The following is a 15,379-nucleotide window of genomic DNA, read 5'->3' on the forward strand; positions in this document are numbered from 1 at the left end:
CCCTATAATTAGCACTCGATGGGGTTGAGTGCTAACACCGGCACCGCCCCCGCACTTTTCAATTCTCATGAACAGGAGTTCCTCCATGGCACTGCGTCCTTTGCACGATCGCGTGATCGTCAAGCGTCTGGACAACGAGCGCACCACCGCCTCGGGTATCGTCATCCCTGACAGCGCTGCTGAAAAGCCCGATCAGGGCGAAGTCCTGGCCGTTGGCCCCGGCAAGAAGACCGAAGACGGCAAGATCATCGCCGTTGACGTCAAAGTCGGCGACAAGGTTCTGTTCGGCAAGTACGCCGGCCAGTCCGTCAAGGTGGATGGCGACGAAGTTCTCGTCATCCGCGAGGAAGAAATCCTCGCCGTGATCCAGTAAGCCACCCCACCGCTCAATACCAAGGAATTTCAACATGGCTGCAAAGCAAGTTTATTTCGGTGACGACGCCCGCACGCGCATCGTCCGTGGCGTCAACATCCTCGCCAACGCCGTCAAGACCACCATGGGCCCCAAGGGCCGCAACGTGGTGCTCGACCGCTCGTTCGGCGCCCCCACCGTCACCAAGGACGGTGTCTCGGTGGCCAAGGAAATCGAACTGAAAGACAAGTTCGAGAACATCGGCGCCCAGCTGGTCAAGGAAGTCGCTTCCAAGACCTCCGACAACGCCGGTGACGGCACCACCACCGCCACCGTGCTGGCTCAGTCGATCGTCGAAGAAGGCCTGAAATTCGTGGCCGCCGGCATCAGCCCGATGGATCTCAAGCGCGGCATCGACAAGGCCGTGGCCGCCGCCGTCGAGAGCCTGCACACGCTGTCCAAGCCCTGCACCACCAGCAAGGCCATCGCGCAAGTGGGCTCGATCTCGGCCAACAGCGACACCTCCGTCGGCGAAATCATCGCCAACGCGATGGACAAGGTCGGCAAGGAAGGCGTCATTACCGTCGAAGACGGCAAGTCGCTGGACAACGAGCTGGACGTCGTCGAAGGCATGCAATTCGACCGCGGCTACCTGTCGCCCTACTTCATCAACAACCCGGACAAGCAAGTCGCCGTCCTGGAAGACCCGTTCATCCTGATTTTCGACAAGAAGATCAGCAACATCCGCGACCTGCTGCCGGTGCTCGAACAAGTTGCCAAGTCCAGCCGTCCGCTGCTGATCGTGGCTGAAGACGTCGAAGGCGAAGCCCTGGCCACGCTGGTCGTGAACAACATCCGTGGCATCCTGAAGACCACCGCCGTCAAGGCTCCGGGCTTTGGCGACCGCCGCAAGGCCATGCTCGAAGACATCGCCATCCTCACGGGCGGCACGGTGATCTCCGAAGAAACCGGCCTGTCGCTGGAAAAAGCCACCCTCGAACTGCTGGGCCAAGCCAAGCGCATCGAAGTGGCCAAGGAAAACACCACGATCATCGACGGTGCCGGCCAGGCCGCCAACATCGAAGCGCGCGTCAAGCAAATCCGCACGCAGATCGAAGAAGCCACGTCCGACTACGACCGTGAAAAACTGCAAGAACGCGTCGCCAAACTGGCGGGCGGTGTTGCCGTGATTCGCGTCGGTGCCGCCACCGAAGTCGAAATGAAGGAAAAGAAGGCCCGCGTCGAAGACGCCCTGCACGCCACACGCGCAGCCGTCGAAGAAGGCATCGTCCCGGGCGGTGGTGTGGCCCTCATCCGCGCCAAGGCCGCCGTGGCCAAGGTCAAGGGCGACAACGCCGACCAGAACGCCGGCATCAAGCTGGTGCTGCGTGCCATCGAAGCGCCGCTGCGCACCATCGTCAGCAACGCTGGCGACGAAGCCAGCGTCATCGTCAATGCGGTTGAAAAGGGCGAAGGCAACTTCGGCTACAACGCCGCCACCGGCGAATACGGCGACCTGGTCGAACAAGGCGTGATCGACCCGACCAAGGTGACCCGCACTGCCCTGCAGAACGCGGCCTCCGTGGCCAGCCTGCTGCTGACGACCGAAGCCGCCGTGGCCGAAATCGTCGAAGACAAGCCCGCTCCCGCCATGCCCGACATGGGTGGCATGGGCGGCATGGGTGGCATGGGCGGCTTCTAAGCCTCGCGTCATCCAGCGCCCCATCCCGGGTGGTTCAGCCACCTGCCGGGGCCACGCCAGACCAGACCAGACCCCGTCACGGTTCGCCGTGGCGGGGTTTTTTTCGGGCGATTCGCCCTTTGAGGCCATGCGGCGCACGCGCCAAGTCCATTACAATGCCGCAACCCTCTGCTTCGGCATGCCCATGACCCAACCTTCCCCCTATAAAAGCACGGGCGGTCTCGCCCGCATCGCGCGCGCCTTCGGCTATTCGATGCAGGGCCTGGGGGCGGCATGGCGCCACGAGGCGGCTTTTCGCCAAGAAACTTGGCTGGCCGTGGTGCTCGTCCCCCTGGGGCTGTGGCTGGGCGAGACGGCGGGCGAGCGGCTGCTGCTGGCGGGCATGGTGGTGGGGGTCTTGATTGTCGAGCTGATCAATTCGGCCATCGAGGCCCTGGCCGACGCCATCAGCACCGACCATCATCCCTTGCTGGGGCGCGCCAAAGACATCGGCAGCGCCGCCGTGCTGCTCATGCTGTTGCTGACGGGCGCCGCCTGGGCCAGCGTGCTGATCCCGCGTTGGGCGTAACGGCTGCCAAACCCTAGTACGAGCATCAACCGAACGAGACACCAGACCATCATGCCCATGACCTTCATCGACAAGCTGAACCACGCCTGGACGAGCCAGGATTCCCTGCTGATGGTGGGGCTCGACCCCGACGTCGGGCGTTTTCCCGCCGAACTGGCCGGGCGCGCCGATGCCGTCTTTGAATTTTGCCGCCGCATCGTCGATGCCACGGCCCCCTATGCCTGTGGCTTCAAGCCGCAGATCGCCTACTTCGCGGCGCTGGGCGCCGAAGACCAGCTGCTGGATCTGTGCCGCTACATCCGCGCGCAGCACCCCGCGCTGCCCATCGTGCTGGACGCCAAGCGCGGCGACATCGGCAGCACGGCGCAGCAGTATGCCCGCGAGGCCTTCGAGCGCTATGGCGCCGACGCCGTCACGGTCAACCCCTACATGGGCCGCGATTCCGTCCAGCCGTATCTCGATTATGGCGACAAGGGCGTCATCATTCTGTGTCGCACGTCCAACGTGGGCGGCGCCGACCTTCAAGACATGCGGTTGGCCAACGGCACGCCGCTGTACCTGCACGTGGCCGACCAGGTCGCCCGCGTGTGGAACACCAACGGCCAGTGTGCCCTGGTGGTGGGGGCCACCTACCCCGAGGAAATCGCCCAGGTGCGCCGCCGGGTGGCCGACATGCCGCTGCTCATCCCCGGCATCGGCGCCCAGGGCGGCGACATCGTCGCCACCGTGCAGGCGGGGCGTACCGCCGCCAACACCGGCATGATGATCAATTCGTCGCGCGCCATCCTGTACGCCAGCCAAGGCGACAACTGGGCCGAAGCCGCCGCCAAGACGGCGCGCGCCACGCGCAGCGCCATCCGGCACGCCCTGAGCGCCAGCAACGACTGAACCGCCATCGCCTCGACGGCGTCGCCATCAAACGGCGGCGGCAACGATCAGCCTGAAGGGAAGGCGGCCTGCCACCGCCCCGCGTACCCCGTCGAAGCGGCAGGCAAGTGGAAGGCAAACTGGTGCCCGGCGGTGAGCCGGTTCAGTCGTTGGCGTCGTCGGACGATTCGGCCGGGGCGCGCGCGCCGCCAAGGTGCGAGGCGCCGCGCTTCAGGTCGTCCAGCCCGGCCTGCAGCACGAAGCGCACGGCGGCCAGGCGCACCGCTTCGCGGTCGCCGTCGAACACCTTGGTCACGGCCCGGGTGGTGATGCCCGAAGCCGCCCGGCGGGCGATGCCGAAGCACACCATGCCCACCGGCTTGCCTGGCGTGGCGCCGCCGGGCCCGGCGATGCCGGTGGTGGCCAGCGCCAGACGGGCCGCAGGCACCGCGCCCAGCACGCCGCTGGCCATCTCCATGGCGGTTTCTTCGCTGACGGCGCCATAGCGTTCGAGCGTATCGGGCGACACGCGCAGCTGCTCGATCTTGGCGACGTTGCTGTACGTGACGAAGCCGCGTTCAAACCACTGGCTCGACCCCGGGCACGAGGTGATGGCCCCGGCCACCAGCCCGCCCGTGCAGGACTCGGCGGTGGCGCTCAGCCAGCCCGCCGCCCGCAAGGCAGCCCCAAATTCGCCCGCCAGGGCGCGCAAGTCACGATCAATCATGGCAAAACCCCCAGACGGATGAGAATCGCGGCGACCAACAAGGCATAGAGCGCCGCAACGATGTCGTCAATCATGACGCCAAAACCATTCTTGAAGCGCCGATCGAACACGCTGACGGGCGGCGGCTTCAGGATATCGAAGATTCGGAACAAAACGACCCCGGCAAGCTGCGACCAGAAGCCCGCGGGCATGAGCCACAGCACCAGCCAGATGGCGACGATCTCGTCCCAGTTGATGCCGCCGTGATCGGGGATGCCCAGGGCATCGCCGCAGCGCTGGGCGACCCAGCACCCCAGGCCGAACGCCAGCAGCAGGATGACGATCATCCCGGCATCGGGCACATGGCGCAGAAACAGAAACCACAGCAGCCAGCCCGCCAGGGTGCCCCAGGTGCCGGGGGCGGGGTGGATCAGCCCCGAGCCAAAGCCAAAGGCGATGATGCGATCGGGCCGCGCAAAGACCCACGCCGCGCTGGGCCGCCGGGGATCGGGAAGCTGGGGATCGGGCGCCCGCGCGCCGGAGCGTGTCATGAAGAGCCCTTGAAATGATCGAAACCGCGATGCGCGACAGGCACGGCCAGCCCCTGGGCATCCAGCACGCGAACCGCAACGTCGCCGGCCTGCACGCGGCCCACGCGGCTGAGCGGCAAACCCAGTTGCGCCCCCAGGGCCTGGATGGGCTGACGCCGCGCCGCTGGCGCCGTGAAGCACAGCTCGTAGACGTCACCGCCCGCCAGCAGCGCATCCTGGCGCACGTCGGCGGGCAGGCCGTCGAGCACCGGATGGGCCGGCAGGGCGTCGAGCCAGAGTTCGGCGCCGCACTGGCTGGCTTCGAGAATATGGCCGAGGTCTTGCAGCAGGCCGTCGGAAATGTCGATGGCGGCGTGCGCCAGCCCCAGCAGCCCCTGGCCCAATGCCAGGCGCGGCGTGGGTTGTTCGAGAAAAGGTCGGGCGTGCTGCAGCGCCTGCGGCGCAGCGGGCAGCTGCCCCAGCAGCCAGCGCAAGGCGACGTCGGCGGCCCCCAACGTGCCCGACACCCAGATATCGTCGTCCGCCTGGGCAGCGTCGCGGCGCAAGGCGCGCTCGCCCGCCACCTCGCCCATGACGGTGACGCTGATGACCACGCCGTCAGGGTTGCGCGTCGTGTCACCGCCCACCAACGGACAGGCGGCCTGTGCGGCCAGCGCATGGAAACCGGCGGCGAAGCCCTGCAACCAATCAGCATCGACGCGTGGCAGGGAGATTGCCAGCGTGCAGGCTAGGGGCCGCGCGCCCATGGCGGCGAGGTCGGACAAGTTGACGGCCAGGGCCTTGTGGCCCAGCAGCCGGGGGTCGACGTCGGCAAAGAAGTGCTGCCCCTGCACCAGCATGTCGGTGCTGACGGCCAGCTGGCAGCCCGGCGCCAGCGGCAGCAGGGCGCAATCGTCGCCCACGCCCAGCATGCCCCGGGGCACCGGACGCTTGAAATACTGGGCAATCAGATCGAACTCACCACCGGGCGGCATGGGCGATTGGTCTTAACGGCGTGCAGTGGCCTGCACCTCGGTGGCCCGGACTTCGGCGGCCAGCTTGTCGAGCACCCCATTGACGAAACGATAGCCATCGGTGCCGCCAAACGATTTGGCCAGCTCGACCGCTTCGTTGATGGCCACCCGGTAGGGTACTTCGACATGGTGGATGAGTTCGAAGCTGCCGATGAGCAGCACGGCGTGCTCGATGGGCGAGAGTTCTTCGAGGGGCCGGTCGATATAGGGCACAAACCGCGCCCGCAGGGATTCGGCCTGATGGGTCGCCCCCTGCAGCAAGGTGTGATACCACTGGGTATCGGCCTGATCGAAACCTTCGCCATCGCGCACGTGGGCATCGATCTCGCCGAGTTCGGCCAGGCTTTGCCCGCCGCGCAGCAGCCAGGCGTACACCGCCTGCAAGGCAAATTCGCGCGCCATGCGGCGCGCACTGCGCGGGCTGGAACGCCCGTTACGCGCCTTGGATTCAGTCATCGACGTCCTCTTCGAGGCCATCGTCGTCATCATCATCGTCTTCGTCGTCATCGGATTCAGGTTCGAGCGCGGCCACCAGATTGGCCATCTCGACGGCGGCGCGGGCGCAATCACGGCCCTTGTCGGCGGCCCGCACGCGGGCTTGTTCGTCGGTGTCGGCGGTCAGCACGCCGTTGGCCACGGGAATGCCGCTTTGCAGGGCAATGCGGCTGATGGCGGCGGCGGATTCGTTGCTGACGATCTCGAAGTGGTAGGTTTCGCCACGGATGACGGCGCCCAGCGCGATGAGGGCGTCGAATTCGAAGGTGTCGGCCATGGTGGCCAGGGTGACGCCGAGTTCGAGGGCGCCGGGCACGGACACCACCATGACGTCGCGCTCGTCAACGCCCAGGGCGGCGAGTTCGTCGAGGCAGGTCTGCAGTTCGGCTTCGCCGATTTCTTCATTGAAACGGGAACGCACGATGCCGATGTGCAGGCCTTCGCCGTTCATGTCGGGGGTCATCACATAAGGGTTCATAGTCGTGATTCCAGGTTAGTTCGCGGCGTCGGATGCGCCAGGTTCGTTATGGTAACCCGTAATGGTGAGCGAAAAACCGGCCATGCTGGGCATTTTGCGCGGCCGCGCCATGAGGCGCGCCTGCCCCACCCCAAGGTCGCGCAGGATCTGCGCGCCGATGCCGAAGGTGCGCAAACCGTGGCGTTCGCCATCGACGGCGGGACGCGCCACCACGGCGTCGTCGGCGCTGCGTGCCCAGGCATCGAACTGGGCGAAGACGAGGTCGGCCTCACCGTGGCAGTTGAGCAGCACCAGCACCCCGCGCGGCGCCTGGGTGATGGCTTCGAGCGCCTGGGGGATCGTCCAGCTGTGGCTCGTGGCGCCTTCGCACAGAACGTCGAGCACGCTGGTGGGTTCGTGCACGCGTACCAGGGTTTCGGCATCGGCCTGGATGTCGCCGTGCACCAGGGCCAGATGCGGCGCGTGGGACGCGCGGTCGCGGTAGGCCACCGCGCGGAACTCACCCCAGGGGGTATTGACCGGGCGTTCGACCAGGCGTTCGACCATGGTTTCGTGCTCGCTGCGGTACTGGATGAGGCTGGCGATAGTGCCGATCTTCAAGCCATGTTCGCGCGCGAAGACCATCAGGTCGGGCAGGCGGGCCATGGTGCCGTCGGGTTTGAGGATTTCGCAGATGGCCGCCGCGGGCGTCAGCCCGGCCATGGCGGTGAGGTCGCATCCGGCTTCGGTGTGGCCCGCGCGTACCAGTACGCCGCCCGGCACGGCGCGCACCGGGAAGATGTGGCCCGGCTGCACGAGGTCGGCGGGCTTGGCGTCGCGCGCCACGGCGGCGCGGATCGTGCGCGCCCGGTCGGCGGCGGAAATACCCGTGCTCACGCCCTCGGCGGCCTCGATCGAGACCGTGAAATTGGTGCCGTAGCGCGTGCCGTTCTGGTTGGCCATGAGCGGCAGCTGCAGCTGCTTGCAGCGTTCTTGGGTGAGGGTGAGACACACCAGGCCGCGCGCGTGCGTGACCATGAAGTTGATGGCGTCGGGCGTGACGAAATCGGCGGCCATGACGAGGTCGCCCTCGTTCTCGCGGTCTTCTTCATCCACCAGAATCACCATGTGCCCGGCGCGCAGCTCGGCCACGATTTCCTGAACGGAAGCAATGTCGAACGACGATGGCTTGTCGTGCACCGTTTCGGTATCCGTATTCATCACGCGTATGTCCACATAAAAATGAGTTGCATCCATTTTAGCGACTGGCCGGGGCGCGCGCCCTCGCCGCCCCGGCGCGGGCCGCCCTCAGGCGGGCCGCTGGCCCAGCAGGGCCTCGGCGAATTCGGCGGCCACGAAGGGCTGCAGATCCTGCATGCCCTCGCCCACCCCGATCCAGTACACCGGCACCGGGCGCACGCCCTGGCTGCCCGCGGCCACGGCGGCCAGGGTGCCGCCCTTGGCGGTGCCGTCGAGCTTGGTGACCACCAGGCCGGTCAGCCCCAGCGCCGCGTCAAAGGCGCGAATCTGCGCCAGCGCGTTCTGGCCCGTATTGCCGTCCACCACCAGCAAGACCTCGTGCGGCGCGCTGGCATCGGCCTTGCCGATGACGCGTTTGATCTTCTTGAGTTCTTCCATGAGGTGCAGCTGCGTGGGCAGGCGCCCCGCCGTATCCACCAGCACGACGTCCACGGCGCGGGCGCGCCCGGCGTTGACGGCATCGAAGGCCACCGCCGCCGGGTCGCCGCCTTCCTGGGCGATGACCGTGACGCCGTTGCGCGCACCCCAGGCCACCAGCTGTTCGCGCGCCGCGGCCCGGAAGGTGTCGCCCGCCGCGAGCAGCACCGAGGCCTGGCGCGCCTGTAAGGCATGCGCCAGCTTGCCGATGGACGTGGTCTTGCCGGCCCCATTGACCCCGGCGATCATGACCACCATGGGCGCGGCCTCGCCCACCACGAAGGGCTTTTCAAGCACCTTGAGGTGTTGGGCCAAAATATCCTGCAAGGCGGCGCGCACCGCCTCGGGCTGGTCGATGCGCTGCTTGCGCACCCGCGCGCGCAGTTCGGTCAGCAGCTTTTCGGTGGCCTCGACCCCGGCATCGGCCAGGATGAGCGCCGTCTCGAGTTCTTCGAACAGCGCCTCGTCCACCTTGACGCCGACGAAGAGGCCGCCCAGGCTCTGGCCCGTGCGTGACAGCCCTTGGCGCAGGCGGCTGAGCCACGAGTTTCTGGCGGGCTCGGGCACCCGGGCATCGCTTGCCTGGTCGAGCCGCGCGAGCGGATCGGCCGGGGCGTCGAGCTGCGCCGACCAGGGGTCGGGCGGCTGCACGGCAGCGGGTGCCGCCGAGGCAGCCGGATCACCGGCGCCTCCGCGCAACGCGGCCAGGGCGTGCAAGGCCTCGTCGGGATGGGCCTGCGGGTCGGCCACTTGCGTCTGAACAGCCTGCCCGCTGACGCTGACCGGCAATTCGGCAGGCGCGATCACCGACATGTCGGCCACGATGGGCTCGTCCGCCGCGGGCGCATCGACCGGCAGTTCGGTCGGCGCCACAGGCGCGACCTCGGGCGCCTCGGCCTGGACATCGGGAGCGGCAGGCTGAGGAGGGGCTTTCTTGCGCTTAAAGAAACTGAACATAGGCTTTACACTGAACGATCCGGCGAGTGCCCGACGCCGTGCAGATCATCACGGGCCGCGCATGAAAAAACATCAGATTCGTATTGTAGGCGGTCACTACCGCCGCACCCCTATTTCCGTGCCCGAGGGCGACCACCTGCGGCCCACGCCCGACCGCGTGCGCGAGACCCTGTTCAACTGGCTCGCCCACTTCTGGGACGGCACCTTCGCCGGACGCCAGGTACTCGACCTCTTCGCGGGCTCCGGCGCGCTGGGGTTCGAGGCCGCCTCGCGGGGGGTGGCCCTGGCCCAGCTCGTCGAGCAGGCGCCCGCCGCCCTGGCGGGCCTGCGCGCCGTGCAGGCCCGCCTCAAGGCGCCCGCCATCCGCATCCACGCGGGCGACGCGCTCGCCTACCTGCGCGCGCAACCCGCCCCCGCCTTCGATCTGGTGCTGCTCGACCCGCCCTTTGGCAGCGACTGGCTCACGCGCGTCGCCCCGCTGCTGGACAAGGCCCTGCGGCCCGGCGGGCTGGTCTACCTGGAATCGGGCGCGGCCATCAACGCCCCGGAGGCCTGGCGGCCTTTGCGCGTCGGCCGCGCGGGACAGGTGCATTACGCCCTGATGCAATTTGCTGCAACGCAAGAAAATCGCAATAATGATTGGTTCAAGACCGACCCCCACTCATCCTCGCTATCGGAGAGCGCATGATCACCGCCGTCTACCCGGGCACGTTCGACCCCCTCACCCGCGGGCACGAAGACCTTGTGCGGCGCGCCGCCAGCCTGTTCGATCAAGTCGTGGTGGGGGTGGCCGTCAGCCGCAACAAGCATCCCTTCTTCACGGTGCAAGAGCGCCTCGAAATCGCCGAAGAAGTGCTGGGCCACTACCCCAACGTCCGGGTGCGCAGCTTTGGCGGCCTGCTGAAGGATTTCGTCCGCGAACAAGAGGCGCGCGTCATCGTGCGCGGCCTGCGCGCGGTCTCCGACTTCGAATACGAATTTCAGATGGCCGGCATGAACCGCCATCTGCTGCCCGAGGTCGAAACCCTGTTCATGACGCCGTCCGACCAGTATCAGTTCATCTCGGGCACGATCGTGCGCGAAATCGCCCTGATGGGCGGCGACGTCAGCAAGTTTGTCTTTCCGTCGGTCGAACGCTGGCTGCACGCCAAGGCCAAGACGCTGCGCGAACAGCAACAGGGCTGACAGCTGGCAGGATATTATGGCGCCCCCGCCCGCTGCCAGGCGCACGGCGCACCGGGCACCGGGCACCGCAGGCGATGATCACGACATGACAGCGCTCACGGCACGGCGATAGTCACGCCATCAGGACGGCCACGCCACCGTCGGCGCATCCGGGTGCACCTTCATCAGGCGGCACGGCAGGCCCAGCCACTGGGCAAACCAGGCGGCGGCCAGATCGCCCTCATCCACCACCCGCACGGCCTGCGTGCCCACGTGCGCGACGCGCTCGACGCTGTCGTCGTCCTCGATGACATCCAGGGGGATGTCCAGGCGCAGCATGCCGGGCGCGCGAATCACCAGATAGCCAAAGCGCAGGCTGAGATCGAGCGCGCCCAGCCCCGCGGCCTGCTGCGCCGTCAGCCAGCGGCCCTGCGCATCGACCACCAGCCAGCGATGGTCGCAGGCGGGGGCCGCCGCGCCGGCCTGCGCCAGGGCGGCGGCCCCCGCAATGGGCCGGACGGCAGGCGCGGACTGGGCACCGGCGGGCTGCGCGCCGGACTCGGACTGAACAGGCACAGGCTGGACGGCGGATGAACTCATGGCTAGGCTCCGAAAACGATCATTGACCCAGCAAGCCCTTGAGGGCATTGCCGATGCGTTCCACCGGGTCGGTGGAAGATGAGGGGCGGGGCGCGCCCGAGGCCGCCGGGTGCGCCTCGGTGTCGGGCACCGGCAGCACCTGGTTGAGCAGGTCGCGGCCTTTCATCAAGTCCATCAGCCCCGATTTCACCGCCTGCTGAATGCTCTGGTTGTGCACGGCGCCCCACTCGACCTGGTAGTCAGGATGCGTCCAGGCGCCGGCGATACGCACCGGCAGCGTCACCCCCAGCAGCGCACCCAGCGAACCGGCCAGCTCTTTGGGCGGGCGGGCCGCCACCTGGGCCAGCAGTCGCACGTCGAGGCTTTGATCGGGAATGTCGATGAGGGCAGGCTTGCCCGCCGTGACCCGCACCAGCGACGACACCAGCAGCAGGCGCGAGAGCGTGCCGCGCCCGTCTTTGAGGTCGAGCCGGCCATCGAGCGTGCTGAAGGGCGTCTGGCGCTGCTTGTCGAACACCGAAGGCACCGCCCCCAGCCGCCCCTTCAGCACATCGCCCAGGGTGCTGGCCGCGTCGGACAGGGTGCGACCCGCATCCACACCCAGCACCGCGCCATCGCGGATCTGCCAGGCCAGCCGCCCCGCCAGGGCGCGCTGCCACTGTTCGATGTCCTTGCCCTGCGTCTTCACGTCGATCTGGGCGGCGCCCCGCCCCGCCAGCAGGTTGCGCCCCAGCGCGGCCTGCAGCAGCGGCGCCACCGCCACCTTGTCGAGGTTCAGCTTCAGGGCAAGCGTCTGGTCGGCACTGGCCTGGAACTGGCCGTCGAGCGTACCGTCATACAGCTTGGCCGTGAGCTTGGGCAGGGAAAAGACCCCCTGGCGCACCAGAACCGGGGTAGCCAGTTGGGTGAGCTGCACATCACGGATGCGCAGATCGCCAATCTTGACATCGCCCTCGATGTCCTGCCCCTTGAGAAAGGCCAGGTCGATGGCGGTGGGCCTGGCGGGCGCAGGCGCCGCTTCGGGCTTGCGCTCTGGCGCGGCTTCGGCGGGCTTGTCGGCCTTGGTGTCGGTGGACGGCGCGGGCTTGTCCTGGGCCGGTGGTGCGGGCTTGGGCGCTTGCGGCAGCCAGTGGTTCAGATCGAATTTCTCGGCGGTCAGCGCAAAGCGGATTTGCGGATTGGCCAGGCGCGTGGCGCTGGATTTCAGGGCCGCCTGGCCGCCATCGATCACGGCGTTCAGATCGACATCCAGCGCGTCTTTCACCAGATCGAGATGCACGCCGCCGATCATGGGGAATTCGTCTGTCGCCTGGGGCCGCCTGGGGTCGCGCACGCTGACGTCGCCCTTGATGGCACTGAGCGCCCCCTTGCGCAAGCTGGTGTTCCAGCTGACCGGCGAGGTCAGTTTCAGGCGCAGCAGGCGCTCGCCCTGCGTGAGCGCGCCATCCAGATTGGCCGTGCGGAACTGCCATTCGTTGGCATTGCCGCTCAGGCCTTCCAGGCCCAGCGACACGGCCAGGGTGTCGTCACCCGTCCATTTGAAGGTGCCGGCCACAGGGTCGGCCTGGGCCGTCGTGGGGGAGATGGACAGCGCCGGCGCGTCGAGCGCGAGTTCCAGCTGATGGCCCGCGTCCTGCCCGGCGGCGCGCAGGGCGAGCTTGGCGACCTTGAGCTCTTGATTGCGCCGGTCGAGCCGCAGCTGGGCTGCGCTGAGGCTGGTTTTCAAGCCCTGCACCGGATGCGCCCCGACGATGTCGCCATTGACGGCGAGCTCGAGGTTGTTGGCCGCGAAGTTGTATTCGCTGCCCTTGTAGGCCAGGCTGCCCTTGAGTGCCGCCGTCGCCTGATCGAGATTGCCCAGGCGGCCGGTCAGCTGCACGTTGATTTTCTGTGCTGAATAACTGCGCGAGGCCGGATCGAGGCGCAGCAGCGCCTGGGCCTGCAGGCGCGCATCCTGGACGGGGTCGTCGCCGCTGACCCGCGCCTTGAGCGAAACATCAAACGGCTGGTCGTAGGTCACCCGTCCCGTATTGGCCTCGATGTCCGACAAGGTGGTGGCCAGGCCGTCTTTCAGATCGATGTAGCGGATCTGCCCGCCCTTGAGTTCGAGCCCGGCAATGTCGATGTTCAGGTCGGAGCGGCGCACCAGCGGCGCAGCCGCCGCCGCCACGGCGGGCGCGGCCAGGCCGGTGGCCCCCGGATGCTGCTGCAGGACTTCGGTCTGCTCGGACTCGATCAGGTCGTTGAAATTGAAACGCCCCTGGGCATCGCGCACCACCCAGGCCTTCAGGCCCGTGATGGCCACGTGATCGACCACCAGCTCGTTGGACAGCAGCGGCCAGATGGCCACGGCGAACCGCGCACTATCGACGGAGACGAAGGTGTCGGCCGACTTGCGGTTGGACAGCGCCACCTCGCTGACCGACAGGCCGATGCGCGGAAACAGCGACAGGCCGATGTCGCCCCGGATCGTCAGGGTTCGGGCATAGTGGTCGAACACGTACTGTTCGAGCCGCGATTTGTAGGCATTGGGGTTGAAGGTCAGCAGAAAGATCGCCAGACCGACGATGGCCACCAGCAAGGCAAGCACCAGGCCGGACAACCCCCGCTTCAACCAGACATTCATAGTGAATCCCGCATGAGATCGATGCGAACCGCCACAGGGGCGGGCAACAACAAACCGAAATGCTAACCCATGCCTGCGCCCAAAGGCCTGTGAATTGGGACGGGGCCGCGAACGGCCTGACACAAACTTTCAAACAGGCACCAAAACAACATCTTAAATAACTTTTTGGTATATCAAAATACAAAGCAGACCCTGCGTTTTCGCGCCGATCCCCAGTACCATGTTCGATTATCCATCGCCATAACAACCCTTTGAGAGCGGGAGACACGATGAGCCGCAAGTTCGAAACCCTGGCCGTCCACGCCGGTTACAGCCCCGACCCCACCACCAAGTCGGTGGTCGTGCCCATTTACCAGACCACGTCCTATGCCTTCGACGACACCCAGCACGGCGCCGACCTGTTCGACCTGAAGGTGCCGGGCAACATCTATACGCGCATCATGAACCCCACCACCGCCGTGCTCGAAGAACGCGTGGCGGCCCTGGAAGGCGGCGTCGCGGCGCTGGCGGTCGCCTCGGGCATGACGGCCATCACCTACGCCATCCAGACCATCGCCCAGGCGGGCGACAACATCGTCTCGACCGGCAAGCTGTACGGCGGCACCTACAACCTGTTCGCCCACACCTTCCCGCGCCAGGGGCTGGAAACGCGCTTCGCCCCGCACGACGACATCGACGCGCTGGAAGCCCTCATCGACGAGCGTACCCGCGCCGTCTTCTGCGAATCCATCGGTAATCCGGCGGGCAACATCATCGACATCCAGGCCCTGGCCGAGGCCGCGCACCGCCACGGCGTGCCGCTCATCGTCGACAACACCGTGGCCTCGCCCGCGCTGTGCCGCCCCATCGAATGGGGGGCCGACATCGTCGTGCACGCCCTCACCAAATACATGGGCGGACACGGCACCAGCATCGCCGGGGCCGTGGTCGATGCCGGCACATTCCCCTGGGCCGAGCACCGCGACCGCTTCCCGATGCTCAACGAGCCCGACCCTTCCTACCACGGCGTGGTCTACACCGAAGCCTTCGGGCCCGCCGCCTTCATCGGGCGTTGCCGGGTGGTGCCGCTGCGCAACACGGGCGGAGCCATCTCGCCCTTCAACTCATTCCTCATCCTGCAAGGCATCGAAACCCTGCCGCTGCGCATGGAACGCCACACGGCCAACGCCATGGCGGTGGCACGCTTCCTGCAGGCGCACCCCCAGGTGGCCTGGGTAAACTACGCCGGGCTGGCCGATCACCCCGAACACGCCCTGGCCAAGAAATACATGGGTGGGCTGCCCGCCAGCATCCTGTCTTTCGGCATCAAGGGCGGCATGGCCGCGGGCGCGCGCTTCATCGACGCCCTGCAGCTGATCCTGCGCCTGGTGAACATCGGCGACGCGAAATCGCTTGCCTGCCACCCGGCCTCCACCACGCACCGTCAGCTCAACCCCGACGAGCTGGCGCGCGCGGGGGTGGGCGAAGACATGATCCGCCTGTCCATCGGCATCGAACACATCGACGACATTCTCGACGACCTGCGCCAGGCGCTGGACGCCAGCCGCTAGGCCCGACAGGCGCCGCCCCGCACGCGGCCCGGCCTGGGCCGACCACGCACAGGCGGGCGCCCCGACCTCTTTTTTGATGCTCAGGAGTTCCCAT

Annotated in this window: 16 protein-coding genes; 7 read left to right on the plus strand and 9 right to left on the minus strand. The window is 67.2% G+C overall.

The features are described 5' to 3' along the window. Positions 1–85: 85 nt before the first annotated feature. From CCA01S_RS11465 to pyrF, 4 genes are all read left to right on the plus strand, one after another. On the plus strand, positions 86–373 hold the full coding sequence (locus CCA01S_RS11465) for a co-chaperone GroES (RefSeq protein ID WP_066458595.1): 288 nt from the start codon (positions 86–88) through the stop codon (positions 371–373). Between the two features lie 34 nt (positions 374–407). After that, a complete protein-coding gene (gene groL / locus CCA01S_RS11470; protein ID WP_066458598.1) occupies positions 408–2,054 on the plus strand; it encodes a chaperonin GroEL in 1,647 nt (548 codons plus the stop codon). A gap of 178 nt (positions 2,055–2,232) precedes the next feature. Further along, positions 2,233–2,622, plus strand: coding sequence for a diacylglycerol kinase (locus CCA01S_RS11475; protein ID WP_439951506.1), 390 nt, complete (start codon positions 2,233–2,235; stop codon positions 2,620–2,622). Between the two features lie 57 nt (positions 2,623–2,679). Beyond that, positions 2,680–3,510 (plus strand): orotidine-5'-phosphate decarboxylase, encoded by an 831-nt coding sequence (pyrF, locus tag CCA01S_RS11480; protein WP_066458600.1) that lies wholly within the window; start codon positions 2,680–2,682, stop codon positions 3,508–3,510. Between the two features lie 142 nt (positions 3,511–3,652). Here pyrF and CCA01S_RS11485 read toward each other — a convergent pair whose 3' ends face one another. The 7 genes from CCA01S_RS11485 to ftsY form a co-directional block, all read right to left on the minus strand. Next, entirely contained in the window at positions 3,653–4,216 is a 564-nt protein-coding gene (locus CCA01S_RS11485; protein ID WP_084386711.1) for a CinA family protein, read from the minus strand. After that, positions 4,213–4,746: a phosphatidylglycerophosphatase A family protein gene (locus CCA01S_RS11490; RefSeq protein WP_066458602.1), complete on the minus strand. Its 534-nt coding sequence runs from the start codon at positions 4,744–4,746 to the stop codon at positions 4,213–4,215. Before CCA01S_RS11490 ends, CCA01S_RS11485 begins: the two co-directional genes overlap by 4 nt. After that, positions 4,743–5,720, minus strand: a complete 978-nt coding sequence (thiL, locus tag CCA01S_RS11495; protein WP_066458604.1) for a thiamine-phosphate kinase — start codon at positions 5,718–5,720, stop codon at positions 4,743–4,745. The genes CCA01S_RS11490 and thiL overlap by 4 nt, the downstream gene beginning before the upstream one ends. Before the next feature lie 12 nt (positions 5,721–5,732). Then, positions 5,733–6,215 (minus strand): transcription antitermination factor NusB, encoded by a 483-nt coding sequence (nusB, locus tag CCA01S_RS11500; RefSeq protein ID WP_066458606.1) that lies wholly within the window; start codon positions 6,213–6,215, stop codon positions 5,733–5,735. Next, positions 6,208–6,732 (minus strand): 6,7-dimethyl-8-ribityllumazine synthase, encoded by a 525-nt coding sequence (gene ribH / locus CCA01S_RS11505; protein ID WP_066458609.1) that lies wholly within the window; start codon positions 6,730–6,732, stop codon positions 6,208–6,210. Before ribH ends, nusB begins: the two co-directional genes overlap by 8 nt. Before the next feature lie 15 nt (positions 6,733–6,747). Then, complete coding sequence (gene ribBA / locus CCA01S_RS11510; RefSeq protein ID WP_066458612.1) at positions 6,748–7,932, minus strand: bifunctional 3,4-dihydroxy-2-butanone-4-phosphate synthase/GTP cyclohydrolase II; 1,185 nt, start codon at positions 7,930–7,932, stop codon at positions 6,748–6,750. Positions 7,933–8,019: 87 nt separating this feature from the next. Beyond that, a complete protein-coding gene (gene ftsY / locus CCA01S_RS11515; protein WP_084386712.1) occupies positions 8,020–9,345 on the minus strand; it encodes a signal recognition particle-docking protein FtsY in 1,326 nt (441 codons plus the stop codon). A gap of 61 nt (positions 9,346–9,406) precedes the next feature. On the opposite strand from ftsY, the gene CCA01S_RS11520 reads away from it, so the two are divergent. Together CCA01S_RS11520 and coaD are read left to right on the plus strand one after the other, a co-directional pair. Then, a complete protein-coding gene (locus CCA01S_RS11520) occupies positions 9,407–10,033 on the plus strand; it encodes an RsmD family RNA methyltransferase (RefSeq protein WP_066458615.1) in 627 nt (208 codons plus the stop codon). Continuing rightward, positions 10,030–10,530, plus strand: a complete 501-nt coding sequence (coaD, locus tag CCA01S_RS11525; RefSeq protein ID WP_066458624.1) for a pantetheine-phosphate adenylyltransferase — start codon at positions 10,030–10,032, stop codon at positions 10,528–10,530. Before CCA01S_RS11520 ends, coaD begins: the two co-directional genes overlap by 4 nt. Before the next feature lie 120 nt (positions 10,531–10,650). On the opposite strand, the gene CCA01S_RS11530 is transcribed toward coaD, so the two are convergent. Then, the gene (locus tag CCA01S_RS11530; protein ID WP_084386713.1) at positions 10,651–11,109 is read right to left on the minus strand and encodes an MOSC N-terminal beta barrel domain-containing protein; all 459 of its coding nucleotides are present in this window, start codon (positions 11,107–11,109) and stop codon (positions 10,651–10,653) included. Between the two features lie 19 nt (positions 11,110–11,128). Continuing rightward, positions 11,129–13,735, minus strand: coding sequence for an AsmA family protein (locus tag CCA01S_RS11535; RefSeq protein WP_066458628.1), 2,607 nt, complete (start codon positions 13,733–13,735; stop codon positions 11,129–11,131). A 269-nt stretch (positions 13,736–14,004) separates the two neighbouring features. Here CCA01S_RS11535 and CCA01S_RS11540 point away from each other — a divergent pair, with 269 nt between their 5' ends. Further along, positions 14,005–15,285: a bifunctional O-acetylhomoserine aminocarboxypropyltransferase/cysteine synthase gene (locus CCA01S_RS11540; protein ID WP_066458630.1), complete on the plus strand. Its 1,281-nt coding sequence runs from the start codon at positions 14,005–14,007 to the stop codon at positions 15,283–15,285. The last annotated feature ends 94 nt before the right edge of the window (positions 15,286–15,379 follow it).

The sequence above is a fragment of the Castellaniella caeni NBRC 101664 genome (genome assembly GCF_001592225.1).
Lineage (GTDB): Bacteria > Pseudomonadota > Gammaproteobacteria > Burkholderiales > Burkholderiaceae_B > Castellaniella > Castellaniella caeni.

Coding starts and splice junctions, on each gene's coding strand:
- nusB (WP_066458606.1), bottom strand. CDS start 6,215: ATGACTGAATCCAAGGCGCGTAACGGGCGTTCCAGCCCGCGCAGTGCG.
- CCA01S_RS11540 (WP_066458630.1), top strand. CDS start 14,005: ATGAGCCGCAAGTTCGAAACCCTGGCCGTCCACGCCGGTTACAGCCCC.
- CCA01S_RS11520 (WP_066458615.1), top strand. CDS start 9,407: ATGAAAAAACATCAGATTCGTATTGTAGGCGGTCACTACCGCCGCACC.
- CCA01S_RS11535 (WP_066458628.1), bottom strand. CDS start 13,735: ATGAATGTCTGGTTGAAGCGGGGGTTGTCCGGCCTGGTGCTTGCCTTG.
- CCA01S_RS11465 (WP_066458595.1), top strand. CDS start 86: ATGGCACTGCGTCCTTTGCACGATCGCGTGATCGTCAAGCGTCTGGAC.
- groL (WP_066458598.1), top strand. CDS start 408: ATGGCTGCAAAGCAAGTTTATTTCGGTGACGACGCCCGCACGCGCATC.
- coaD (WP_066458624.1), top strand. CDS start 10,030: ATGATCACCGCCGTCTACCCGGGCACGTTCGACCCCCTCACCCGCGGG.
- ribBA (WP_066458612.1), bottom strand. CDS start 7,932: ATGAATACGGATACCGAAACGGTGCACGACAAGCCATCGTCGTTCGAC.
- thiL (WP_066458604.1), bottom strand. CDS start 5,720: ATGCCGCCCGGTGGTGAGTTCGATCTGATTGCCCAGTATTTCAAGCGT.
- CCA01S_RS11530 (WP_084386713.1), bottom strand. CDS start 11,109: ATGAGTTCATCCGCCGTCCAGCCTGTGCCTGTTCAGTCCGAGTCCGGC.
- CCA01S_RS11475 (WP_439951506.1), top strand. CDS start 2,233: ATGCCCATGACCCAACCTTCCCCCTATAAAAGCACGGGCGGTCTCGCC.
- CCA01S_RS11485 (WP_084386711.1), bottom strand. CDS start 4,216: ATGATTGATCGTGACTTGCGCGCCCTGGCGGGCGAATTTGGGGCTGCC.
- ribH (WP_066458609.1), bottom strand. CDS start 6,732: ATGAACCCTTATGTGATGACCCCCGACATGAACGGCGAAGGCCTGCAC.
- CCA01S_RS11490 (WP_066458602.1), bottom strand. CDS start 4,746: ATGACACGCTCCGGCGCGCGGGCGCCCGATCCCCAGCTTCCCGATCCC.
- pyrF (WP_066458600.1), top strand. CDS start 2,680: ATGACCTTCATCGACAAGCTGAACCACGCCTGGACGAGCCAGGATTCC.
- ftsY (WP_084386712.1), bottom strand. CDS start 9,345: ATGTTCAGTTTCTTTAAGCGCAAGAAAGCCCCTCCTCAGCCTGCCGCT.